The organism is Oceanicoccus sp. KOV_DT_Chl (genome assembly GCF_900120175.1).
Lineage (GTDB): Bacteria > Pseudomonadota > Gammaproteobacteria > Pseudomonadales > Dasaniaceae > Oceanicoccus.
The window spans coordinates 314,123-336,958 of record NZ_FQLF01000001.1; the positions used below are offsets into that span (position 1 = coordinate 314,123).

General features: G+C 46.5%; 20 protein-coding genes and 1 pseudogene. 18 read left to right on the forward strand and 3 right to left on the reverse strand.

Going from position 1 to position 22,836, the window contains the following annotated elements:
* The first annotated feature begins 140 nt into the window (after positions 1 to 140).
* From UNITIG_RS01415 to UNITIG_RS01460, 10 genes are all read left to right on the forward strand, one after another.
* The gene (locus UNITIG_RS01415) at positions 141 to 2,393 is read left to right on the forward strand and encodes an arginine/lysine/ornithine decarboxylase (protein WP_101756767.1); all 2,253 of its coding nucleotides are present in this window, start codon (positions 141 to 143) and stop codon (positions 2,391 to 2,393) included.
* A 56-nt stretch (positions 2,394 to 2,449) separates the two neighbouring features.
* The gene (locus UNITIG_RS01420) at positions 2,450 to 2,854 is read left to right on the forward strand and encodes a hypothetical protein (RefSeq protein WP_101756768.1); all 405 of its coding nucleotides are present in this window, start codon (positions 2,450 to 2,452) and stop codon (positions 2,852 to 2,854) included.
* An 86-nt stretch (positions 2,855 to 2,940) separates the two neighbouring features.
* The gene (locus tag UNITIG_RS01425) at positions 2,941 to 3,759 is read left to right on the forward strand and encodes a UDP-2,3-diacylglucosamine diphosphatase (RefSeq protein WP_101756769.1); all 819 of its coding nucleotides are present in this window, start codon (positions 2,941 to 2,943) and stop codon (positions 3,757 to 3,759) included.
* A gap of 23 nt (positions 3,760 to 3,782) precedes the next feature.
* A complete protein-coding gene (locus tag UNITIG_RS01430) occupies positions 3,783 to 5,510 on the forward strand; it encodes a lysophospholipid acyltransferase family protein (RefSeq protein ID WP_101756770.1) in 1,728 nt (575 codons plus the stop codon).
* Positions 5,511 to 5,602: 92 nt separating this feature from the next.
* Positions 5,603 to 6,577 (forward strand): M14 family zinc carboxypeptidase, encoded by a 975-nt coding sequence (locus UNITIG_RS01435; RefSeq protein ID WP_200821136.1) that lies wholly within the window; start codon positions 5,603 to 5,605, stop codon positions 6,575 to 6,577.
* A 70-nt stretch (positions 6,578 to 6,647) separates the two neighbouring features.
* The gene (locus UNITIG_RS01440; RefSeq protein ID WP_101756772.1) at positions 6,648 to 7,433 is read left to right on the forward strand and encodes an alpha/beta fold hydrolase; all 786 of its coding nucleotides are present in this window, start codon (positions 6,648 to 6,650) and stop codon (positions 7,431 to 7,433) included.
* A 51-nt stretch (positions 7,434 to 7,484) separates the two neighbouring features.
* Positions 7,485 to 8,084, forward strand: coding sequence for a LemA family protein (locus UNITIG_RS01445; RefSeq protein ID WP_101756773.1), 600 nt, complete (start codon positions 7,485 to 7,487; stop codon positions 8,082 to 8,084).
* Positions 8,085 to 8,086: 2 nt separating this feature from the next.
* Positions 8,087 to 8,821: a YgcG family protein gene (locus UNITIG_RS01450; protein ID WP_200821165.1), complete on the forward strand. Its 735-nt coding sequence runs from the start codon at positions 8,087 to 8,089 to the stop codon at positions 8,819 to 8,821.
* Complete coding sequence (locus UNITIG_RS01455) at positions 8,821 to 9,435, forward strand: TPM domain-containing protein (protein WP_101757148.1); 615 nt, start codon at positions 8,821 to 8,823, stop codon at positions 9,433 to 9,435. Before UNITIG_RS01450 ends, UNITIG_RS01455 begins: the two co-directional genes overlap by 1 nt.
* A 788-nt stretch (positions 9,436 to 10,223) precedes the next feature.
* Entirely contained in the window at positions 10,224 to 11,975 is a 1,752-nt protein-coding gene (locus UNITIG_RS01460; protein ID WP_159931029.1) for a hypothetical protein, read from the forward strand.
* A 193-nt stretch (positions 11,976 to 12,168) separates the two neighbouring features.
* Here UNITIG_RS01460 and UNITIG_RS01465 read toward each other — a convergent pair whose 3' ends face one another.
* The gene (locus UNITIG_RS01465; RefSeq protein WP_101756776.1) at positions 12,169 to 12,933 is read right to left on the reverse strand and encodes an enoyl-CoA hydratase; all 765 of its coding nucleotides are present in this window, start codon (positions 12,931 to 12,933) and stop codon (positions 12,169 to 12,171) included.
* A 283-nt stretch (positions 12,934 to 13,216) separates the two neighbouring features.
* On the opposite strand from UNITIG_RS01465, the gene UNITIG_RS01470 reads away from it, so the two are divergent.
* Positions 13,217 to 14,086: a CoA ester lyase gene (locus UNITIG_RS01470; protein WP_101756777.1), complete on the forward strand. Its 870-nt coding sequence runs from the start codon at positions 13,217 to 13,219 to the stop codon at positions 14,084 to 14,086.
* Between the two features lie 122 nt (positions 14,087 to 14,208).
* On the forward strand, positions 14,209 to 15,084 hold the full coding sequence (locus UNITIG_RS01475; RefSeq protein ID WP_101756778.1) for an SDR family NAD(P)-dependent oxidoreductase: 876 nt from the start codon (positions 14,209 to 14,211) through the stop codon (positions 15,082 to 15,084).
* A gap of 40 nt (positions 15,085 to 15,124) precedes the next feature.
* On the opposite strand, the gene UNITIG_RS01480 is transcribed toward UNITIG_RS01475, so the two are convergent.
* Positions 15,125 to 15,553, reverse strand: a complete 429-nt coding sequence (locus UNITIG_RS01480) for a nitroreductase family deazaflavin-dependent oxidoreductase (protein WP_101756779.1) — start codon at positions 15,551 to 15,553, stop codon at positions 15,125 to 15,127.
* Between the two features lie 124 nt (positions 15,554 to 15,677).
* Here UNITIG_RS01480 and UNITIG_RS01485 point away from each other — a divergent pair, with 124 nt between their 5' ends.
* Positions 15,678 to 16,592, forward strand: coding sequence for an LLM class F420-dependent oxidoreductase (locus UNITIG_RS01485; protein ID WP_159931031.1), 915 nt, complete (start codon positions 15,678 to 15,680; stop codon positions 16,590 to 16,592).
* A 10-nt stretch (positions 16,593 to 16,602) separates the two neighbouring features.
* The gene (locus tag UNITIG_RS01490; RefSeq protein WP_101756781.1) at positions 16,603 to 17,361 is read left to right on the forward strand and encodes a spermidine synthase; all 759 of its coding nucleotides are present in this window, start codon (positions 16,603 to 16,605) and stop codon (positions 17,359 to 17,361) included.
* Here the strand turns inward: UNITIG_RS01490 and UNITIG_RS01495 are convergent.
* Positions 17,358 to 17,666 (reverse strand): YhbY family RNA-binding protein, encoded by a 309-nt coding sequence (locus UNITIG_RS01495; RefSeq protein WP_101756782.1) that lies wholly within the window; start codon positions 17,664 to 17,666, stop codon positions 17,358 to 17,360. The two genes, UNITIG_RS01490 and UNITIG_RS01495, sit on opposite strands and share 4 nt — an antisense overlap.
* Positions 17,667 to 17,798: 132 nt before the next feature.
* On the opposite strand from UNITIG_RS01495, the gene rlmE reads away from it, so the two are divergent.
* The 4 genes and pseudogenes from rlmE (at position 17,799) to glmM (ending at position 22,764) form a co-directional block, all read left to right on the forward strand.
* Positions 17,799 to 18,425 carry a 23S rRNA (uridine(2552)-2'-O)-methyltransferase RlmE gene (gene rlmE, locus UNITIG_RS01500; RefSeq protein ID WP_101756783.1) on the forward strand — a complete coding sequence of 209 codons (627 nt, stop codon included), beginning with the start codon at positions 17,799 to 17,801 and terminating at the stop codon, positions 18,423 to 18,425.
* Positions 18,426 to 18,528: 103 nt separating this feature from the next.
* Positions 18,529 to 20,452, forward strand: a pseudogene (gene ftsH / locus UNITIG_RS01505) (ATP-dependent zinc metalloprotease FtsH).
* Between the two features lie 145 nt (positions 20,453 to 20,597).
* Positions 20,598 to 21,359: a dihydropteroate synthase gene (gene folP / locus UNITIG_RS01510; RefSeq protein WP_369809123.1), complete on the forward strand. Its 762-nt coding sequence runs from the start codon at positions 20,598 to 20,600 to the stop codon at positions 21,357 to 21,359.
* A gap of 67 nt (positions 21,360 to 21,426) precedes the next feature.
* Positions 21,427 to 22,764, forward strand: coding sequence for a phosphoglucosamine mutase (gene glmM / locus UNITIG_RS01515; protein ID WP_101756785.1), 1,338 nt, complete (start codon positions 21,427 to 21,429; stop codon positions 22,762 to 22,764).
* Positions 22,765 to 22,836: the final 72 nt, after the last annotated feature.

Sequence of the window (22,836 nt, forward strand, 5' to 3'; positions counted from 1 at the left end):
CTTTATTCCTTGGTCTTGGTATCTGCTGCTGTTTATCTGCACTAAATCTTCTATAATCCACTGCCAAATTCCTTGAGCTAAACAGTAATCCCCACTCGGAGATTGGATACATTCACCTCATACCTTGAGAACCAGGCACTATGAAATTTCGTTTCCCCATTGTCATTATTGATGAAGACTTTCGCTCAGAAAATATCTCAGGTTCAGGAATCCGTGACTTGGCGGAGGCTATAGGCCAGGAAGGGGTGGAAGTTGTTGGGTTTACCAGTTATGGCGATCTAAGCTCATTTGCCCAGCAGTCCAGCCGTGCATCGTGCTTTATTGTGTCGATTGATGATGAAGAGTTGGATTCGGTTGAGGATGAGGCTGAGTCGCAAGCCTTACTGGCAGTACGAAAATTCATCAGTGAGGTGCGTCGGCGTAATATTGATATTCCGATTTTTCTGTATGGTGAAACCCGTACTTCACGACATATCCCCAACGATATTCTGCGTGAGTTACACGGCTTTATTCATATGTTTGAAGATACCCCTGAGTTTGTTGCTCGCCACATTATTCGCGAGGCGAAAAAGTATCTGGATTCTTTAGCCCCGCCATTCTTCAATGCGCTAATGGATTATGCCAGCGACAGTTCTTATTCCTGGCACTGCCCGGGCCACTCTGGTGGGGTGGCCTTTCTAAAAAGTCCGGTAGGGCAAATGTTCCACCAGTTTTTTGGGGAAAATATGTTACGGGCCGATGTGTGTAATTCGGTGGATGAGCTAGGCCAATTACTGGATCATACTGGACCAGTAGCCGATAGTGAAAATAACGCTGCCCGCATATTTGGTTGTGACCATTTGTTTTTTGTAACCAATGGCACATCTACTTCTAATAAAGTGGTATGGCATTCTACGGTTGCGCCGGGCGATGTGGTGGTGGTTGACCGTAACTGTCATAAATCAATTTTACACTCGATTATTATGACGGGGGCGATTCCGGTTTTCCTGATGCCAACCCGCAATCACTACGGCATTATTGGCCCTATTTCTAAAAGTGAATTTAGCCCTGAGACGATTCAGCGCAAGATTGAAGCGAATCCGTTCGCCAAGAATGCCGTTAATAAAAAACCGCGTATTCTTACCATTACCCAAAGTACCTATGATGGGATTGTCTACAACGTTGAAGAAATCAAAAGTATGCTGGGCTCGACTATAGATACCTTGCATTTTGATGAGGCGTGGTTACCTCATGCAGCTTTTCATCCGTTTTATAAAAATATGCATGCTATCGGTGAAGGGCGTCCTCGCTCAGAGGACCCTGTAGTGTTTGCCACTCAATCAACCCATAAAATGTTGGCGGGCTTGTCGCAGGCTTCGCAAATTTTAGTGCAGGACAGTGCTACGCGAAAACTGGATACGCATCGATTTAATGAGTCGTATTTAATGCATAGCTCTACCAGCCCTCAGTACTCGATTATTGCTTCCTGTGATGTGGCCGCGGCGATGATGGAGCATCCGGGCGGTAATGCCTTGGTTGAAGAGTCTATTCTGGAAGCGTTGGATTTTCGTCGCGCCATGCGCAAAGTCGATGAAGAGTTTGGTGATGATTGGTGGTTCCAGGTGTGGGGCCCGGACGATATTGTTGATGAAGGTATCGGTGATCGGGATGATTGGGTGATTAAAACCGAAGATACCTGGCATGGATTTGGCGAAATTGAAACCGGCTTTAATATGTTGGACCCAATAAAAGCCACTATCATCACGCCCGGATTAAATTTAGCCGGTGAGTTCGATGAAATGGGTATTCCGGCGACTATCGTCAGCAAGTATTTGGCGGAGCACGGAATCATTATTGAAAAAACCGGGCTGTATTCCTTTTTCATTATGTTCACTATTGGTATCACCAAAGGTCGCTGGAATTCTATGGTGACCGAGTTGCAGCAGTTCAAGGATGATTATGATCAAAACTTGCCGATGTGGCGGGTTATGCCTGAGTTTGCGAAAAAATTTCCACGCTATGAAAAAGTTGGGTTGAAGGACTTATGTACGGCTATACATCAGGTTTATCGCGAGTTTGATGTCGCCAGAATAACCACAGAAATGTATTTGTCGGATTTTATTCCCTCATTAACCCCTGCCGATGCCTGGGCAAAAATGGCCCACCGACAAGTAGAGCGTGTGTCCATTGATGATCTCGAAGGACGTATCACCGCCATGCTGGTGACGCCTTATCCGCCAGGTATTCCACTGCTGATTCCCGGAGAGCACTACAATAAAGTTATTGTTAGCTATCTGAAATTTGTGCGCGAATTTAATACCCGTTTCCCTGGTTTTGAAACCGATGTACATGGTTTGGTGCGTGAGAAAATCAACGGCGTCGATGAGTACTTTGTTGACGTGGTAGCTAATTAAGCTACTGATTTTCTATCTATGGTTTTACTATCTATGATTTTATTAGGGAGTGTTTTATGTCGCTAGTCTGGCAACAACTGCCTGAAGGTACAACCGATGGCCCCATTATTGTTGCAGCAAGCTATTTGCAACAGGATGAAGTGCTCGCTCAGCAGGCGGTAAACGACAGTATTGAGAAAGCTGTTGAAATTGTTCCGTTAAATATTAGCGACGAGTCGATGTATATGATATTCGAGTGGAATGCACAGCGTGGTTTGCTCAGTATTGCCTTGACGGATGAAGCCAAATCCAATGATTCCCAACGTACTGTGCGGTGTGAGCTACCTGCTATGGTAGCTATCGATCGGGAAACAATGCGGTTTTGGATTCGTGATTACCTTACTACTTGTGATGGCTTCATGCATTTTTCCTTAATTGCTGTGTTTCATACCGGTGACCGAACAGCAGTCGATTTACTCTAAACGGATCTGCCAGCTCCTATTGAATTGTCACAAAGCTTTCCTTATAAGTTCATATATCTGCAATAATTTACATTTACCTTGTGCTCATGGAAACGAGCAACGCCCCTGTCGGTAGTTCATCAAAAGTCTTTTTTAAGACTTTATGGTTATCAGACATTCATCTTGGTAGTCGTGACTGTCACGCGGCCTATCTTCTTCACTTCTTAAACCACATCGAATGCGAGCGGCTTTATCTGGTCGGCGATATATTCGATATGTTAGCAATGAAACGCAAAGTCTTTTGGCCGCAAGAGCATAGCGATGTGGTTAAGCAACTTTACTGTATGGCGCAACAGCAGCACACCGAGATCGTTTATATCCCCGGCAATCACGACATGCCCATGCGGCATTTTGATCAGGGCCTGCTGCTAAATGTTCAGCTACACCGGCAGTTTATTCACACTACGGTCGATGGTAAGAAATTATTAGTGGTACATGGTGATGAATTTGATCATGCAGTTCTTTACCGTGCGATGAATCGACTCATTGGTGATCCTGCATACGACCTTATGGTGTTTCTCAATCGGTGGTTTCATCGCTTGCGCAGTATTTTTGGGCTGCCCTTTTGGTCGTTGGCCAGCTATCTAAAAACGAATATTTCACAGGCGCGAGCAACCATCGAGGCGTTTGAGCAGGCTGCGGCGATGGAAGCAAGGCAGCGGCATTTGGATGGTGTGGTTTGTGGGCATATTCATCAGGCCAATCTGCGGGAGATTGATGGGATTATGTATTGCAATGACGGCGATTGGACTGAAACCTGCTCGGCGCTGGTTGAGCATAATGATGGCCGCTTAGAACTGATGCATTGGCGTGATATTGAAAACATGATCGATCAGCAACAGTGGTCATTAGGCAAAGCTGCGTAGCTGAATGTTGAAGGAAGAGAGCAATGATTAGCATTGAATCAGTATTGGAACAAAAACTGCCGGGTTTGTCTGAGCGGCAACCTCTATTGGGTAAAACCTTACTCAAATTTATGCGTTACCTGTTTCATGAGCGCGAATTTCAGCAATTTGGAGAAACCTATCCCCACGTTGAAGGTTTCGATTTTGTTGAGCAGGCGCTCGCTTATTTTGATTTTTCTTACCGGGTTAAAGCTAGCGAGCAGGAGCGAATCCCCACTCACGGCAGAGTGGTGATAGTCGCCAACCACCCGATTGGTAGTTTAGATGGTTTGGCATTATTGAAAATGATTGGTGAGATTAGACCGGATGTAAAAGCGGTTGCTAACGAAATTTTATACGCGTTGGACCCTCTGCGCTCATTGTTACTGCCTGTCGATAATATGAATGGCCGCAGTGGCAAAGTGCAGCTGAGGGCGATAAAAGATCATTTGGCCGCAGAAGGGGCAGTCATTATTTTCCCCGCTGGGGAAGTGTCAAGAATGAGCCCGACGGGGATCAAGGATGGGCGTTGGAATAGTGGTTTCCTGCGTTTTGCTAAAAGCCGGCAGGCGCCGATTTTACCGGTATTTGTCGATGGCAGAAATTCTATTTTCTTTTATAGCTTGTCTATATTAGCCAAGCCTATTTCAACCCTGTGGTTGATTAGGGAGATGTTCAAGCACGCTAAAAACCATGTCGATATTAGCGTAGGGCATTTGGTTTACCCTGAACAGTATCAAGGCCTTGGGTTAAAGCCCGACGCAGTCGCCAAGTTATTTAAGAAAAATACCTATCGGCTACCCAAAAAAAATAAACCGCAATTAGGGTTTGTGACCGAGTTTGAGGCCGTTGCGCACCCAGAGAACAGACAATTATTAAAACGGGAAATTGGCCAGTGCGAATTGCTGGGTGCTACTGCTGATGGTAAATCCATATATTTATTTCACTATAAAACCAGTTCAGTGATTATGCGTGAAATTGGCCGCTTGCGAGAGCTGACCTTTCGTGCGGTAAAGGAGGGTACCGGCCGTCGGCGCGATATCGATATTTATGATAGCTACTATGATCACCTGGTGTTGTGGGACGATCAGGAATTGGAAATTGTCGGCGCCTATCGGATGGCACAAAGTCAGCAGTTGCTTGCTAGTCAAGAGAGTAAAAAACTATATACACAAACGCTTTTTAATTTTGAGCCAGGTTTTAATCGCTATTTTGCTAATGGCCTGGAGCTGGGTCGCAGTTTTGTACAGCCGAAGTTCTGGGGTATGCGCAGCCTCGATTATTTATGGTATGGCATAGGAGCCTATCTGAAAAGATACCCGGATATTCGCTATTTGTTTGGACCGGTTAGCATTAGTCATGATTACCCGGATAAAGCCAAAGATCTGTTGATTTGTTTTTACGCCATGCATTTTGGTAGTGATGAGCCATTGGCTAGCGCAAAAAACCCTTACCTGATGAATTCTGAATGCAATAACCTTGAACTGGCCGAGATGTTCTCGGGCGATGATTACGCTACTGAATTTAAAGTGCTCAAAGAAAAACTAACGCAAATGGATTTAGCGGTGCCTACTTTATATAAGCAATACACTGAGCTTTGTGAGCCGGGTGGTGCTACCTTTTCTGCCTTTAATGTAGATCATGATTTTGCTGATTGTGTGGATGGTTTGATTGTGGTGGATCTCACGAAAGTAAAAGCCAATAAACGTAAACGTTACCTGGATCAAAATTGATTATCGATTCTACAGTTGTCTACCAGTTAAGGTGAGCTGCGATTACTATTAATTATCAATCTCTATTACCTGAGCTGCATCAACTAGAACAGTTGATTAATCGCGCCTCACCGGTATTGCGCAGTGAGGTATTAACCACAGTTAGCTATCATGATGTGGAATTGCCGGTGTATGCCTGTTATTTAGGCAGTGAAGCTTTAGACGCGCCAGTCCTGGTGTTTACTGGTGGTGTCCACGGTGTGGAGCGTATTGGTTGTCAGGTTGTGCTGGCGTTTATGGAAACATTGGTACAGCGTCTGCAGTGGGACCATAGCTTGATCAATGGGTTGGATAATCTCAGGTTATTATTTATACCGTTAGTTAATCCGGTAGGGGTGATTCTCCAAACCCGAGCCAATGGCAGCAGTGTCGATTTAATGCGTAATGCACCGGTAGAGGCTGAGCATCGAGTGCCGCTTTTTATAGGGGGTCATCGATTAACGTCGATACTGCCGTGGTACCGTGGTAAAAAAGAAGCGCCGATGGAACCAGAAGCGCAAGCTTTATGTCAGGCATTAACATCCCAGTTACAACATTCCCCTTTTACACTTTCCCTGGATGTTCATTCTGGTTACGGCTTTTTTGATCGGCTGTGGTTTCCTCTGGCTAGCAGTTATCGGCCCATTGAAAATTTGCCAGAAATTTATGCGCTTTATGATTTGCTTGAGAGTACCTATCCGAATCTGGATTATGTGTTTGAGCCACAATCCAGACAGTATTTAGCCCATGGCGATTTATGGGATTACCTCTATTTGAACCATGCCCAAAATGGTCAGGTGTTCTTACCGTTAACATTGGAAATGGGGTCCTGGAATTGGGTGAAAAAAAATCCCAGCCAGTTATTAAGCGCGGTGGGGTTATTTAACCCGGTGAAACCTCATCGTACCCAGCGTGTGTTGCGCCGTCATACCATCCTGTTAGAGTTTTTTATCCGCGCTGCCAGAGCGCATGAGCAGTGGCTACCAAAGATAAGCAAGCCATCGTCACGTGAGCAACTTCGGCAGCAAGCACTGTCGCTTTGGTATTAACAGGGCTCAGGCAATGATCGTGGTGCTACGGTTACTTCATTGTTATTTCAATGTTGCTGTTAGCTGAGGTATGAAAACAGTGTTAGCCAATATTAAAACCTGGGTGTTATTACGCGGATTATCCCGTGAGCAGCAACACTGGGGTGAGTTTCTCAACCTCTGCCGTCATCGGTTTCCTGATAAGCAGTTTATTACGCTCGACCTGCCGGGTTGTGGAATTTATCACCATCAGCAGTCGCCGTTATCCATTACCAAAATACGTCGCCATCTACAGTTCGAATTACAGAAAAATCATCATCAGGAGTTGGCACAGGGTTTTGGGATTATTGGTTTGTCACTGGGTGCAATGGTGGCGCTGGACTGGTTGCAGCATGACCATCAGAGGGTGGCGGCGGTGGTGGTGATGAACACCAGTGCGAATAATTTTCCGCCGTTCTGGCGATTTAAATTTACTGCATTAGGAACTGCGCTCCGTACTCTGTTAGCAAAGTCAGTGGCGCAGCGAGAGGCCAATATTTTACAGCTTGTGAGCCAGCAGCATGGTGTTGATCAGCAAGTATTGATGCAGTGGCAAACTATCCAGCAGCAACGGCCAGTGAGTGTCGTGACATTTTTTCGACAGTTAATAGCGGCAGCACGATTTTCCCTTCCTGATTTTTTTCCAAAAACCAGCGTTTTGGTGTTAGCCAGTAGCAATGACGGTATGGTATCGAGTGAATGCAGCAAAAAAATTGCTGAACGTTACGCCTGGCCATTGGCATTAAATAATCTGGCCGGTCATGATCTCACCCTCGATCAGCCAGTTTGGGTGGTCGATCAACTGCAACAATGGTGGCAGGCTGACGATTGCAGTTGATATCGTGCTACACTTCCCTGATAAATTAATCACCACTCGGGGTTTCATATCATGGCAAGGCGTTCACCGTTTATATTCAGTGTTTTGTTGTTGGCTTACTGTTTGTTGTTGTCAGGATGTGGCATCAATAATATTCCCACCAACGATGAAAAAGTAAAATCCAGCTGGGCCCAGGTTCAGAATCAATATCAACGCCGTGCTGATTTAATTCCCAATTTAGTAGCGACCGTCAAAGGCTACGCTGCCCAGGAAAAAGAAACACTGGTAGCGGTGACTGAGGCCCGCTCGAAAGTGTCATCGATGCAAGTGTCTAAAGATATTTTGAATGACCCTGCCGCATTGGCGAAATTTGAACAGGCGCAGGGCCAGTTGGGTAGTGCTTTAAATCGACTGATGGTAGTGGCAGAGCGTTACCCTGATTTAAAATCCAATCAAAATTTCTTGGCGCTGCAGTCACAACTTGAAGGTACTGAAAACAGAATTAGTGTAGCGCGTCGCGATTATATTGGCGCTGTTGAAATTTATAATACCGAAATTCGTACCTTCCCCGGCAAAATATGGCATTCCCTGATGTATAGCGATATGCCTATTCGCGAAACGTTTGAAGCCACCACCGCCGGTGCTGAAGCTGCGCCTGAGGTGGCGTTTTGATCGTGCGTCAATGTGCTGTCGCGCTATTATTGCTGTGTTGGTTTGCTTCAGCTTACGCTGCGCCTGATTTTCCAAAACTGACTGGTCGGGTGGTTGACCAGGCTAATTATTTGAGCAGTGATGCTGAGGTGCAACTCACTCAGCAGTTACAAGCCCATGAAAATGCCAGCAGCAATCAACTGGTAGTGGTCACGTTGGCTGATTTGCAAGGCTATAGCATAGAAGAGTTCAGTTATCAGTTAGGACGCGAGTGGGGGATTGGCCAGAAAGATAAAAATAATGGTGTGCTGTTAATTGTGGCTAAAGCTGAACGCAAAGTACGGATTGAAGTGGGTTACGGCCTTGAAGGTGAACTAACGGATGCTATTAGCGCTAATATCATCAATAGCATTATTCTGCCGGCATTTAAGCAGCGTCAATTTCAAAGCGGTATTGTAGATGGTACCAGTGCCGTCATTGAGGCATTGGGCGGCCAGTATGTAATGAAAAAATCTAGTTCCCGGAAACAAACTGTTAGCAAAGCGTATTTAGCTTTATTGCTGCTGGCGATATTTATGGGGCCATTTTTTGGGATGATGTCTCCCGGTAGTCGGCTCGGCCGACGCGGCCATGGTTCTGGTTACTATGGTGGTGGCTTGGGCGGTGGCTTTGGTGGTCGTGGCGGTGGTAGTTTTGGCGGCGGTTTTGGTGGCGGAGGCGGTGGCTTCGGCGGCGGCGGCGCCTCGGGGGGATGGTAATGAAATTATTAAAAGAACAAGAATTACAGGCGATCAGTGACGCTATTAATGCGGTAGAGCAACATACCGATGCCGAATTGGTGACGGTATTAGCCCGCCAAGCAGATGACTATCGATATATCCCAACATTATGGGCGGCAGTGTTGGCGTTATTAGCGCCGGGTGTGGTTTGGTTATCCGGTATGTGGCTGGGCACCTTGGAAATTCTGTTAGTGCAGCTGTCGGTGTTTTTTATACTGGCGTTGGTGTTGCGTTTGCCATTTATACTGTTTCGAATTATTCCCGCCTCGGTGCGTTATTGGCGAGCATCAAATTTGGCGCGGCGGCAGTTTTTGGAAAACAACTTGCATCACACCAATCAGGATTGTGGCGTACTGATTTTTGTTTCGGAAGCCGAGCAGTATGTTGAAATTTTGGCGGATCGTGGCATTGATCAGCATGTTAGTGCGGAGCAGTGGCAAGTGATTGTGGATGATTTTATTGCCAGTGTTAAGCAAGGTAATACTCAGCAGGGGTTTATTGAGTGTATTAACGCCTGCGGTAAGTTGTTAGCAGAGCATGCGCCAGCTACTGCTGAGAAAAATGAGCTGCCTAATCATTTAGTGGTGATTTAATTGCATGCGGTATTAGTTCAGCTTGATCTGAGACTAGAATACATTGGTTTGTAAAATGACAGCTGATCGATTAAATGCCTGTATTGCGAAGATCCATTGAACCCACTACCACAAAGGATATTCTTTAGCCGGTCACTTCCACGTAGGTGGGAATCCAGAGCTACAAAGTAAGGGTCATGAATTCCAGTTTAATTTTTTAACAACTCTACGATTCCAGTCTGCATTTTTATAGCTACGTTAGTATATTTAATCGCATAAAGATTCCCGCCTGCGCGATCTGTGGACTCCTCCCCCTTACGGAATGACGTAAAAAGTGAGTTCTCTGCTCGCACGAAACTCCCGAAGTGAGAAATAGTGAAAGTGTTAGTTTTGATGGTTATTTTAATTGATAGCGGTGATTTAGTTTATATGTAAGATAAAGTTTAGGTTTTGTCGGAGTTTGACTCCAAGCGGTCCTTTCGACATAACTCTCCCTGCTATGCTGCATCCGGTTGTTGCAAAAAAAGAGTAATAGCCGCTCATTTAAGCTGCTGAAGCGAATATTGTTGTTTATAGTGCCTCTGCTCGCTAGCTGACTTTGGTGAGACTTGGCTACTTACTTCTTAAGCTTTGCCGTCGCCAGCATTCAATGAGCCTCTCATTGTCTAGATCGCATTCTCTTATATTACTCTTTAAATCTGTACTATAAAAATATCGACATAACTATTGTGTTTGTTATGATATTAGGAAATATAAAGAATAAAAATTTTAAGGAATTCTCTTCAGTGCTTATAAAAAATATTGTAACTGTGTCAACCGTTTTATTTGTGACAGCCTGTGGCGGTGGCGGTGGCGGTGGCGGTAATATTTCACCCTCCAATGAGGTCACCTCTGATCAAACGCCAATATTACCTGACCCCTTGGTGCCCACTGCTCGTTTTGAAGAGAAGGATGTCTACCAGGTTGCTAGCACAACATACAATTCTGTACTGGCCACCCTAAACTTGAACGATTTTTCAACGGGCTTTGTTAGTGGTTTTGCCAAAGGCTTAAGTTCCAGTTCACCGAGCAATTCCAATCAACAGCAATTTGGGCCGATGCGTACAGATTGTGCTCATGGTGGATATAGCTCGTTGTCCTATTTCCTTGTTGATATAAGCGAACTATTCAATGGGCAGCTACAAGATGGTGATAGCTTGGAGTCGTCATGGAACAACTGTCATGATGTTAGCGGTTTTACTTTCAATGGTGGATTTAATTTTGAGGTGAATGAATTCTCTGGTGATTTTTTTAGCGGTCAATATATTCTCGATATTGACTACAGTCTTATTAATTTTTCAGCGTCTTATGATTACAACCAGAGTTTTCAAGTTGATGGAAGCCTAACTTCTTCCGTTAATACCATGAGTTACCCAGCTTATTCCGCGACTTCTTCAGGTAACGATGTCCGTATTCAAAGTGGCCTTGCGAGCATTTTGAAAAATTTTAGTATTACCATCAATAGTAGTGGTACTGGTTCACAATCGATAGCAGGGGAGGGGTTTATTAATAGCTCTGTTGGTGGTGACATAAAGTTCACTATTGTTGATGCTCTTGAACAACGGTCAGGCGAGAATGTTACCGCTGGAACTATTGTTATCGAGGGGGATAATAATAGTTCCATTTTATTGTCTATCAATTCTTCTAGCGTGGAAATCGAAATGGATCTCGATGGTGATAGTATTTACGAAGATAGCATCATCTCCTCAGTATATAATTTTACCGCACCGCTGGATGCCATTACCGTTAATAATGCGTCCTATATCAGCGAAGACGCTTTGGAGTTTGCAGAAGGTATGCACTACATGATCCAAAGTAACGTGAACCAATTTAAGCTATTTGTTAATAATGCAGCCGATGCCTATGCTGGAAATTACGAACTCTACACAGTCAATTGCCAAAATTGGGGTGATACCGAATTTGATTTTAATTTCGCTGACAGTGACAGTGTGTACGCTGGGGAATTGGCTACGGGTGACAAAATTATAGGTTCCTGGAATGACTGTTCCTACCCTGATACTCAGCGTTATTCAGGCTCCATAGATTTTGAAGTAGTAAATCAAACAGGTAATTTCAACACTGCGGACTACGAAATCACCTTTGAAGGCTCTATTTACTTAAGTAGTCCAAACAACAATTCTCTATATGCAACTAATTACCAGTTTACACTAACGGAAATCGCCGCTTCAGACCAGCAGGTTCATTTCACTAGCGATGAAATTAGTTTTGGTGTTTTCGATAGTTTTTCCAACATAAATGTCTACGGTACTAATACTGATGGTATAAAAGGCATTTCAGGTACCGGTAGTTATATTGCATATGATCAAATTGTCAGCGTTAGCATCACTGACACCGTTACCGTTGACGATAATCGTAGGCCGAATGGCGGCACTATTATCGTCACTGACCCCCACGGATCTACCATCACGATTAGTCCCCTTGGTGACAATGATTATCAGCTGGATGTCGATATTGATGGAGACGAATCGATAGATTCAACGTTTATTAAAAACGGTTATTAAGTATATAAAAGACGTTTTGATTTGCAGCATGTTTGGCGTCTGCTTTGGCCCAGAAGCGAATATCAGTGATTGTGTGGCTTGGTCTGTGCCTCAAGTATCGCTTTGTCCTATCAAGCCTGCATATAAAGCTAAATCTAATACACTTTAGCAGCAAAGATAGAGACGCGTTATCTCTCCTTACCCGGCTCGGACTTTAGTCAAATTGACTAAAGTCTGGCTGACGTTTCTCCATAAAAGCGGTCATGGCTTCTTTGGCTTCCGGGCTCTTCATGCATTCGGCAAACTCTTTTCCTTCGGCTTCAATGATCGACATTAGCTGTGCTTTGTCGGTGTTGGTGAGCAAGTCTTTGGTGAGTCGAATGGCGGCAGCGGGTAGCGCGGCAATGATTTGTGCTTGTTCGCGGGCGGTAGCTAAAGCGTCGTCGGTAACCTGATTAATAAGACCGTATTGAAACGCGGTTTCGGCATTGATCGCTGCGCCAGTATAGAGTAGCGCTGCCGCATGGCGCTGGCCGATAAGCCGGGGTAATAAAAAGCTGGAACCAAATTCAGGACATAAAGCCAGTTTAACAAAAGGGAGTTGGAATTTAGCCGTGGTGTCAGCGTAGACCATGTCACAATGCAGCAGCAAGGTCGTACCGATACCGACGGCGTGGCCCTGCACGGCGGCTATAATGGGTTTGGTGCAATTGGGTACGGCGTTCAAAAAACGCACTACACCATTATTCAAGCCATCGCTGGTATGGCTAATAAAATCCATCAGATCATTGCCGGCAGTAAAACTATCGCCCCGTCCTGAAATAATAATCACTCGAACCTTGGGGTTGGTATTGGCTTGTTCAAAGGCTTCGGAAGCTTGTGCATACATATCTACAGTGATGGCATTTTTCTTTTCCGGACGGTTGAACTCTATATGCAAGATGCCGTCATCGGTAAGGGTGCTTATAACTGTGCTCATGGTGGAGTCCTATAGCGTAGTGCGGCTCTATGGGAGCGCAGTGGATTGTCAGACGCGTGTATCAGCCGCTAAGCTTAACGGAAGTTTTACTTCCATTGTAGGCCTGTTTTTATTTCCCCTTTAATTACTGGTTGGGGTTGAGGGCGCGCGGGTATTCACTATCAGGTCGAGTCGCCGTTGTGAGTGGTGGTTTATGCTGCCGAGCAATGCAAGTCAGGCGTGTTAGAATGCCGGCAATTTAAAGTTTTTTTATCATTATCAATGAATACAGTTAGAGGAATTTATGTCAATTAGACCCAGACGTTCAGTTTTATATATGCCAGGTTCCAATCAGCGGGCGTTAGAAAAAGCCAAAAGTCTGGCCGCTGATACTGTGGTATTGGATCTGGAAGATTCAGTCGGGCCAGAGAAAAAAGTGGGGGCCAGGGAGCAAGTAGTCAAAGCTGCAGCGTCAGGTGGTTATGGTAAGCGCGAACTAATTATCCGTGCCAACAGCCTTGATACCTCCTGGGGAGAGGCGGATATCCAGGCGATAGCCGGGTCCAGGGCTGATGGTGTGTGTTTACCGAAAGTAGAAACCGCCGAGCAAGCACAGGCGGCACTTGCCATTATGAGCGCAGCTGGTGCGCCGAATATGCCGTTATGGGTAATGATCGAAACGCCATTGGGTGTGCTAAATATTCAGCAGATTGCTGCGGTCGATCCGCGGGTTGAAGTCATTGTGATGGGGACAACGGATTTAGCCAAAGAATTAAGAGTCCCGCATACGCCAGACCGATTGGGTTTGCAGTTTGCTTTGTCAGCGTGCGTATTAGCAGCCAGAGCCAATGGTAAAGAAATCCTCGATGGGGTCTATCTGGATTTAGACGATGAGGCAGGCTTTGCTAACGCCTGTGAGCAGGGGCGTGATTTGGGCTTTGATGGTAAAACGCTGATTCACCCAAAACAATTAGCCTCGGCGAACAACGTGTTTGGCCCAAGCAAGGCTGATATTGTCCGTGCAGAAAAAATAATTACTGCCTGGCAAGTCGCTGAAGCTGAGGGTAAAGGTGTGGTGGTGGTTGACGGTAAATTAGTCGAGGGTATGCATGTGGATGAAGCCAGGCGGCATTTAGAACTAGCGAAAATAATCGCGGAATTACATCAAGCATAATCAGCCTATCCCTTGGTTAGACAGTAATGTTGCGGTAATCATTAAGTCAATTTAACTGGCAATCACTTTATCCCCGCTTATGATTGGGTTATTCCTGCTATTGAATAACCAAGAGGGTGTGTATGCAAAATCTTACTGGAAAAATTGCGGTAGTGACGGGTGGTGCCAGTGGCATTGGCGCGGCGCTGGTAAGGCAGTTACTGGGTGAGGGTGCCAAAGTTGTCGTTGCCGATGTTGAGCAGGGTGCCTTGGACAAAGCCTTGGCCGAATTTTCTGCGTTAGGAGAGGTGTCGGGTGTCGTTACCGATGTGTCTAGCGCTGACTCAGTAGAAGCGTTAGCAGTCAAAGTGTTTGCTGATCACGGCGCTTGCCATTTGTTATTCAATAATGCCGGTGTGGCAGCCCCTAATGCCAATATCTGGGAAACCACGGTCAACGATTGGAAGTGGGTGTTCGGGGTTAATGTGATGGGGGTTGTGCATGGTATTCAAGCCTTTGTGCCGCGGATGATTGCCTCCGGCGAAGAAGGTCATGTCATTAATACCTCCTCTGGTGATGGCGGAATCTCGCCGCTACCTTATCAGTCGGTGTATGCCTCCAGTAAAGCCTCTGTTTCTATTATTACTGAGTGTTTGGGCGCGCAGTTGGCTAGCGAAAACACTAAATTATCGGCCTCTATTTTTTACCCCTCAGGCGGGCTGTTAGCGACGGGAATATGGACCACCGACCGCAATAGGCCAAAAGAACTGGCGCGGGAAAAAGCCTATGCACCAGTGCCATCGATTGAAGATTTTAAAGCGGCAGCCAATGCTGCAGGGATGGAGTTGGAATTCCAGGACCTGGATGAGCTGGCGCGCTTTACCCTGGAAGGCATTCGCGAAAAGCGTTTTATTATTATGATCGGTGTTGAAGAAGCAGAAGCGACATTGACTGATCGCGCCCAGCGTTATGGACGGGCAGAGCTGCCAATTGACTTGGCGCATATTCCTTCCCTGTAAGATCGGAACGCGCTATCGGGGGATTAACTTCCCCTTCTTGTTACGGCGCCACTGTGGCGAGAGTGCGCAATAAAATAACGGGTATGTTCCTACCAGATTTTTCTTTATAGCGATCTACCGCAGAATTTAGTTTTCGAATTTGCGGCCATATTTCTGCACGTTTTTGTGCGCTCAATTGCTCTGCTGTTACCCTCCGTTTCTCTCTGCCTACTTGAATATTAAACGTGGGATTGGCTTGAAGATTAAACCACCAGGCTGGTGGTTTGATTTGGCCATTATTTGAGGCGATGATGATAATGCCATTATCAGCTAAGGGATAATATTGGACGGGTACTGTACGGATGCAATTGCTTTTGGCGCCGATGGTATGCATTAGCACCATTGGGTGCCAGAGTGTTGCGCCAATTCTGCCATCGGTGGCTTGATAGATACGGCTATGTAACTTCGAGAACCAAAGAAAATTGGCCATTTATTTCTCCTGCTGGATATTCTAACTATAGCTTCGCCAAGAAAACGCCACATCGTCCAAAAAGATGAGGTAGACTTGCCGCCATTGAAAACCTCTTAAATTGAATGTGATGCTGGAGATTAATATGCGAATCGGATTTATGGTTGGTGCGGGTACCGAAAAAGATAATTCATTAGTTAGCGCTATTAATTTTTCCAAGCGTGTAGAGCAATTGGGGTTTGATAACGTATGGATGGCGAATATTTTCGGTTATGACGCGATGACGATGATGGCTGCTGTTGGGCGTGAGACGACAACGCTTGGTGTTGGCACAGCTGTCATACCGACTTATCCACGCCACCCGATGGCGATGGCCCAGCAAGCGATGACAACGGCAGCGATGAGTAACGGTCGTTTTGCTTTGGGTATTGGTCTGTCACACAAGATTGTCATCGAAAATATGCTGGGCATGTCTTATGACAAACCGGCCAAGCATATGCGCGAATATCTGGATGTGTTAATACCGTTATTGAAGGGTGAAAACGTTAGCTATCAGGGCGAGCAATACAATGTTCACTGCCAATTGGATGTAGCCGACAAATTTGAGATCCCGGTTATTGTGGCTGCATTAGGGCCGGTAATGTTAAAGCTTGCCGGACAGATGACAGCAGGGACTTCAACCTGGATGACCGGTGTTGATACTTTGGAAAAACATATTATTCCGACGATTACTGCTGCAACAAACGACGCAGGTAGAGCCGCGCCTCGTGTTGTCGCCGGTTTGCCTATCGTGTTGACCAGTGATGTCGATGCGGCAAAAGCAAAAATAGACAAGGCATTGGCTGTTTACGGCAACCTACCCTCCTATCGTGCAATGCTGGATAAAGAAGGTTCGGAAGGCCCGTCAGGGGTTGCGTTGTTAGGCGATGAAACGGCTTTACGAAAAAAAATCCAACAGCTACGTGATATCGGCGTAACCGATTTTAATGCCGCTGTGATGAATGTGGAAGAGGGCGCATTCGAGCGCACGCTGGCGTTTTTGCAGTCAGAACTGAGCTGATTAATACGCTATGTCGCTAGGCAGAGAAATTTATCATCATCACGATGAGTTCGGCCCGTTAATTGTTTTTGATGATGGTAATAAACGCTATTTGGCGTTTGGCGCAGGCGATGAACAAAGCTGTTCTTTAAAATCCAATCCCTTTTTATTACAGCACGACTACAGCCAGGCGATGTTATTGGTGTTGTTATTCATTCAACCGCGTCGGCTAACGTTGCTAGGTTTAGGCGGTGGTTGTCTGGTGACGACTTTGCATCAGTATTTACCCGATATAAATATTACCGCAGTAGAGCTGCGACCCCATGTAGTGAAAATTGCACAGCGTTTTTTTCAATTGCCTCGCAGTTCGCGCCTGTCGATTGTAGTTGATGACGCCAGTGAATTTTTAGAAACCCATGAGGGTGAAAAAGTCGATGTATTGTTTGGTGATATCTATGATGCCGAGGGTTTGGATTTACAGCAAACCCAGCCTTGGTTTATCGAAGCGTGTTATCAACAACTAGAAGATGATGGTTGGCTGGTATTAAATTGTTGGCGCCATCATCGCGGCGAGCAAGAGATGATGGATACCCTGACCCGATTATTTGCTGATGTAAGAACGTGTTCAACTATTGAAGGTAATTGGGTTGTGCTGGCGGGTAAAAAAGCCAACACAATTAGTGTTGGGCAGTTAAAAAATGATGCCAAAAAATGGTCGAAAGTGTTGGGCTATTCGCTATTGCCGAGCTTGGGCCGTTTACAGCAGTGGCGAGCAGTCCCGGTTGATTAAGCTGGGCGCAATAAGTTAGAGAGTTTGGCGTTGGGTTTTTTGGCTTGGCGACAAATCAGCGCCATTTTGCCAATAGCCTGTACCAGTGCGGCCCGGTGTTGTTGGCAAATTTGTTCGGCAAATTGTTTACGTATCGCTGGATCGTTAATATTGATTTTGATTTTTATCAGCTCATGATCCTCCAGTGCCCGCTCAATTTCTTTATCGATGGTTTCGGTCAACCCTTTTTCGGCAATCATCACCACAGGGTTTAAATTATGACCAATAGCGCGAAGTTCTTTTTTGCGAGAGTTGGAAAGTTCCATAATGCGAATTGCAGCCGTATCTGGTAAAAAGGGCGCGTAGTTTATAGCGCCCAGTCTATTGGTGAAAGCCTTACTCGCTATTTTTATGCTAACCCCGTTTTAGTAATTGTCTATTTTGGAAACCAATCATCGATGGCGAAGAAAGGTAGTACCAGCAAAGGCTGGATGAAAGAGCATTTTAGTGATGAGTACGTATTGCGTGCCCAGCGCGAGGGCTATCGCTCCCGTGCTTGCTATAAGTTGTTGGAATTAAACGAAAAAGACAAATTGATCAGGCCCGGTATGACAGTGGTCGATCTGGGTAGCGCGCCCGGTGGCTGGTCGCAGGTGGCGGCGCAATTGGTGGGTGACAAGGGGCGGGTAGTAGCCTCCGATATCTTGCCAATGGACAACCTGGCCGGAGTGGATTTTGTACAGGGCGATTTCACTGATGAGCAAGTGTTTGATTCTATTATGGAATTATTGGGGGATAAGCCTGTAGACCTTGTAATTTCAGATATGGCCCCCAATATGTCCGGTATGGCAGCCGTTGATCAGCCACAATCTATGTATTTAGTGGAGCTGGCATTGGATATGGCGCGGCAGGTGTTGAAACCTGGCGGCGTTTTTGTTGCCAAAGTATTTCAGGGAGAAGGTTTTGATACCTTATTGCAGGACATGCGTACAAGTTTTAACTCGGTACAATCGCGCAAGCCTGCGGCATCCCGTTCACGTTCACGGGAGATCTATCAGGTGGGCAAGGGCTTCAAAGGCATGTGACAAAAGCCTTAACAGTGGCTTGAGTGCATGGTGGCTACCGCCAATTTGTAGTAAAGTGAGCGTCAATTGACGTCAGCATTTAGAGGGTTCTCTTTTGAACGATATGGGTAAAATTTATTATTGTGGTTGGTTATCGCGGCAGTGCTGCTGACGGTGTTTAATAATTTTAGTGTGCAGCCCAAATCTGCTGAGCTCAACTACTCCCAGTTTATCCAGGAAGTGCAGCAGGACAGGGTCAGCAAAGTCGTGATCGATGGCCTGACAATTTTTGGCACCCGCTTTGATAATTCCACTTTTGAAACGGTTCGTCCTATGCTGGATGACCCGAAACTGATTGATGACCTGATTGAGCACCGTGTAGAGGTCGTCGGCAGTAAGCCGGAGCAGCAGAGCCTGTGGACCCAATTACTGGTCGCCTGTTTCCCCATCCTCATCATTATCGCCGTGTTTATGTTCTTTATGCGCCAGATGCAGGGCGGCGGCGGTGGCCGTGGTGGCCCAATGGCATTTGGTAAGAGTAAAGCGCGGCTGTTAGGCGAAGACCAGATTAAAACGACTTTTGCCGATGTGGCGGGGGTTGATGAAGCCAAGGAAGACGTACAGGAATTAGTTGAGTTTCTGCGTGACCCCGGCAGATTCCAGAAATTGGGTGGTCGTATTCCCCGCGGTGTATTGATGGTTGGTCAGCCTGGTACTGGTAAAACCTTGTTAGCCAAGGCCATTGCCGGTGAAGCTAAAGTCCCGTTCTTCTCTATTTCAGGTTCTGATTTCGTCGAAATGTTCGTAGGTGTCGGTGCTTCCCGTGTGCGCGATATGTTCGAGCAAGCCAAGAAGCAAGCGCCTTGTATTATCTTTATCGATGAGATCGATGCGGTGGGTCGTCACCGTGGTGCTGGTCTGGGTGGTGGACATGATGAGCGCGAGCAAACCTTGAACCAACTATTGGTAGAAATGGATGGTTTTGAAGTCAACGATGGCGTGATCGTGATTGCCGCGACTAACCGTCCTGATGTATTAGATCCCGCATTACTACGTCCTGGCCGCTTTGACCGCCAGGTGGTGGTGGGCCTGCCAGATATCCGTGGTCGCGAACAAATTTTAAAAGTGCATATGCGTAAAGTGCCATTAAATGATGGTGTTGATCCTTCTCTAATTGCGCGTGGTACTCCCGGTTTTTCTGGTGCTGATTTGGCTAATTTGGTCAATGAGGCCGCCTTGTTTGCTGCCCGTGCCAATGTGCGTACCGTGGGCATGGAGCAGTTTGAGTTGGCCAAGGACAAAATCATGATGGGCGCTGAGCGCAAGTCAATGGTGATGTCTGAAAGTGAGAAGCGTAATACCGCTTATCACGAGGCGGGTCACGCGATTGTCGGTCGCTTGGTACCTGAGCATGACCCGGTATATAAAGTCAGCATCATTCCTCGTGGCCGCGCTTTGGGTGTCACTATGTTCCTGCCAGAGGAAGACCGTTACAGTTTGAGTCGCCGTCATATCCTCAGCCAGATTTGCTCCTTGTATGGTGGTCGTATCGCTGAAGAAATGACGTTGGGGCCAGATGGCGTGACTACTGGCGCATCTAACGATATTCAACGCGCGTCGGAAATTGCCCGTAATATGGTGACCAAATGGGGCTTGTCGGAAAAAATGGGACCATTGATGTATGACGAAGCGCAGGAAGAAGTTTTCCTCGGTCGCTCCGCTGGCGCCAATTCGAAAAGCATTTCTGGTGAAACCGCCCAGCATATTGATGAGGAAGTACGTCGTATTTCCGATGAGTGTTATGGCCGAGCTCAGAAAATACTGGAAGAGCATCGTGAGCAGTTAGATATGATGGCCGAAGCGTTAATGACCTATGAAACCATCGATGCTTCCCAGATCGACGATATCATGGCTGGCCGCAAACCCAAGGAACCAGCAGATTGGCACAGTGATAACACTCCGCCCAGTGGGGTGCTGGCGCTACTGGTGCTAGCACTGAAACCCAGCCCAAGGACGATCCTATAGGTGGTCCGGCGGGTGAGCACTAGCCACTGATGGCTGCAACGCCACTGAACTTCCCTGATCAAAACAACAGCCGTTCACTACAATGTGGTGAACGGCTGTTGCATTTCGATGTGCCTCAAATTATGGGGTACTCAATGTTACTCCGATTCATTTTCAGATGGTGGCAGCTTGCATCAAGCTGGCGAGCTAAATATTGATATGGCCCTGTTCCGTTGTGAGCAAATGCTTCAGGAGGGCGCGGCTATTATTGATGTGGGCGGCGAGTCCACTCGCCCTGGTGCAGAGCCTGTAGGGGTGCAGCAGGAACTGGATCGAGTGTTGCCCATCGTTAACGCCATTCATAAACGCTTCGATACCATTATTTCCATTGATACCAGTAGTCCGGAGTTGATGCTTGAAGCTGCCAAAGTCGGTGCTGGTTTGCTCAATGATGTGCGTGCCTTATCACGTCCCGGTGCGATTGAGGCGGCAGCGGCTACCGGTCTGCCGGTATGCTTGATGCATATGCAGGGGCAACCCCAAACCATGCAGCAGCAACCTGATTATGGCAATGTGGTGCGGGAGGTTATTGATTATCTATTGGCACGTGTTGCGAGTTGTGAGCAAGCAGGTATCGAACGCAGTCAATTAATTTTGGACCCGGGGTTTGGCTTCGGTAAATCCGTTGAGCATAATTTAGTGCTATTGAATCGTTTGCCCCAGCTAGTGGCGCAGGGGATGCCAGTATTAGTAGGTTTGTCGCGTAAATCATTGATCGGCAAAGTACTAGGACGAGAGGTTGATCAGCGATTGGCAGGCAGTTTGGCGTTGGCATTACTTGCAGCCCAGCGAGGGGCATCTATTATTCGAGTGCATGATGTTCAACAGACAGTGGATGCCATCAGTTTGTGGGCTGCAGTAGATCGGGAAATGGTTGCTGGCAGTGAATAGAAATAATTAATATCGGCCTCATAAAAAGTGGCTGCATAACAAAAAATAAATTTGAGGAAGACGGTAAATGGCACGTAAATATTTTGGCACTGACGGTATTCGTGGGCGCGTGGGTACTGGGCCTATTACGCCGGAGTTTGTGCTTAAATTAGGCTGGGCTGCAGGTAAGGTCTTTGCACAGTCAGGTCGCAGTAAAATTATTATTGGTAAAGATACGCGGATTTCCGGCTATATGTTTGAATCTGCACTGGAAGCGGGTTTAGTGGCTGCTGGTGTTGATGTAATCATGCTGGGGCCAATGCCTACGCCGGCCATTGCGTATTTAACACGTACCTTTCATGCTCAGGCTGGCATCGTAATTAGTGCTTCCCATAATGCGTATCACGATAACGGCATTAAATTTTTCTCGTCTAATGGCACCAAGCTGGATGATGAAGTCGAACTCGCCATTGAAAAACAAATTGATGAACGTATGACTACAGTCGAGTCTGCCTATTTAGGCAAAGTCGAACGGATGACTGATGCGCCTGGTCGCTATATCGAATTTTGTAAATCCACGGTGCCATCCGGTTTTAGCTTGCGTGGTTTAAAAATTGTTGTGGACTGCGCTCATGGGGCGACATATTACGTAGCGCCAGCGGTATTTGAAGAATTAGGTGCCGAAGTTATTGTTATGGGTGCCGCGCCCAATGGCCTTAACATTAATGAACAAGTTGGTTCTACAAAGCCAAAAGCCTTGCAGAAATTGGTGCTGGAGCAAAAAGCAGACTTGGGTATTGCCTTTGATGGTGATGGTGATCGTTTGGCTTTTGTTGACCGCAATGGTGAGCTGGTGGATGGTGATGAGTTGTTATTTGTGATTGCTCAAGACCAAATGCGTACCGCCGGGTCTTGTTCCGGGGTGGTGGGGACGTTGATGTCTAACCTGGGTTTTGAACTGGCTTTGAAAGATTTGGAAATTCCTTTTGCCAGAGCCAATGTCGGCGATCGTTATGTTAATGAGCTGATGAAATCCCGTGGCTGGAAACTGGGCGGCGAAAACTCCGGGCATATTATTTGTGCCGATGTGACCACAACCGGTGATGGCTTGGTGGCGGCACTTAAGGTGTTGTTTGCCTTGGTCAACGGCTCAGCGCCTCTACATGATCTGAAAACAGGGATGCAGAAATTTCCACAAGTGATGATTAATGTTGCCAACGTGGATAAAGCCAAGTTGGTGGATAATGCGGCTATTAACCAAGCGGTTGCCGCGGCAGAGAAAAAACTGGATGGCCGTGGTCGGGTACTATTACGGCCTTCAGGCACTGAACCGGTAGTCCGGGTGATGGTAGAGGGTGAGGATGGTGTGCTGGTTAAATCGCTGGCCGAAGAGATTGCAGCAGTGGTTGAACAGGCTGCGGCATAGCGCTTTTATGCTTCACGGTTAATTGTGCAACGACTAACCATTAGATCCCGGATAAATCCTTGTGTTTCAGGC

Excerpts from the sequence above, each read along its gene's own strand:
- UNITIG_RS01465 (WP_101756776.1), bottom strand. The coding sequence starts at position 12,933 with ATGAGCACAGTTATAAGCACCCTTACCGATGACGGCATCTTGCATATA.
- UNITIG_RS01485 (WP_159931031.1), top strand. The coding sequence starts at position 15,678 with ATGCGAATCGGATTTATGGTTGGTGCGGGTACCGAAAAAGATAATTCA.
- rlmE (WP_101756783.1), top strand. The coding sequence starts at position 17,799 with ATGGCGAAGAAAGGTAGTACCAGCAAAGGCTGGATGAAAGAGCATTTT.
- UNITIG_RS01495 (WP_101756782.1), bottom strand. The coding sequence starts at position 17,666 with ATGGAACTTTCCAACTCTCGCAAAAAAGAACTTCGCGCTATTGGTCAT.
- UNITIG_RS01415 (WP_101756767.1), top strand. The coding sequence starts at position 141 with ATGAAATTTCGTTTCCCCATTGTCATTATTGATGAAGACTTTCGCTCA.
- UNITIG_RS01430 (WP_101756770.1), top strand. The coding sequence starts at position 3,783 with ATGATTAGCATTGAATCAGTATTGGAACAAAAACTGCCGGGTTTGTCT.
- UNITIG_RS01445 (WP_101756773.1), top strand. The coding sequence starts at position 7,485 with ATGGCAAGGCGTTCACCGTTTATATTCAGTGTTTTGTTGTTGGCTTAC.
- UNITIG_RS01490 (WP_101756781.1), top strand. The coding sequence starts at position 16,603 with ATGTCGCTAGGCAGAGAAATTTATCATCATCACGATGAGTTCGGCCCG.
- UNITIG_RS01420 (WP_101756768.1), top strand. The coding sequence starts at position 2,450 with ATGTCGCTAGTCTGGCAACAACTGCCTGAAGGTACAACCGATGGCCCC.
- UNITIG_RS01470 (WP_101756777.1), top strand. The coding sequence starts at position 13,217 with ATGTCAATTAGACCCAGACGTTCAGTTTTATATATGCCAGGTTCCAAT.
- UNITIG_RS01475 (WP_101756778.1), top strand. The coding sequence starts at position 14,209 with ATGCAAAATCTTACTGGAAAAATTGCGGTAGTGACGGGTGGTGCCAGT.
- glmM (WP_101756785.1), top strand. The coding sequence starts at position 21,427 with ATGGCACGTAAATATTTTGGCACTGACGGTATTCGTGGGCGCGTGGGT.
- UNITIG_RS01425 (WP_101756769.1), top strand. The coding sequence starts at position 2,941 with ATGGAAACGAGCAACGCCCCTGTCGGTAGTTCATCAAAAGTCTTTTTT.
- UNITIG_RS01455 (WP_101757148.1), top strand. The coding sequence starts at position 8,821 with ATGAAATTATTAAAAGAACAAGAATTACAGGCGATCAGTGACGCTATT.
- UNITIG_RS01440 (WP_101756772.1), top strand. The coding sequence starts at position 6,648 with ATGAAAACAGTGTTAGCCAATATTAAAACCTGGGTGTTATTACGCGGA.
- UNITIG_RS01480 (WP_101756779.1), bottom strand. The coding sequence starts at position 15,553 with ATGGCCAATTTTCTTTGGTTCTCGAAGTTACATAGCCGTATCTATCAA.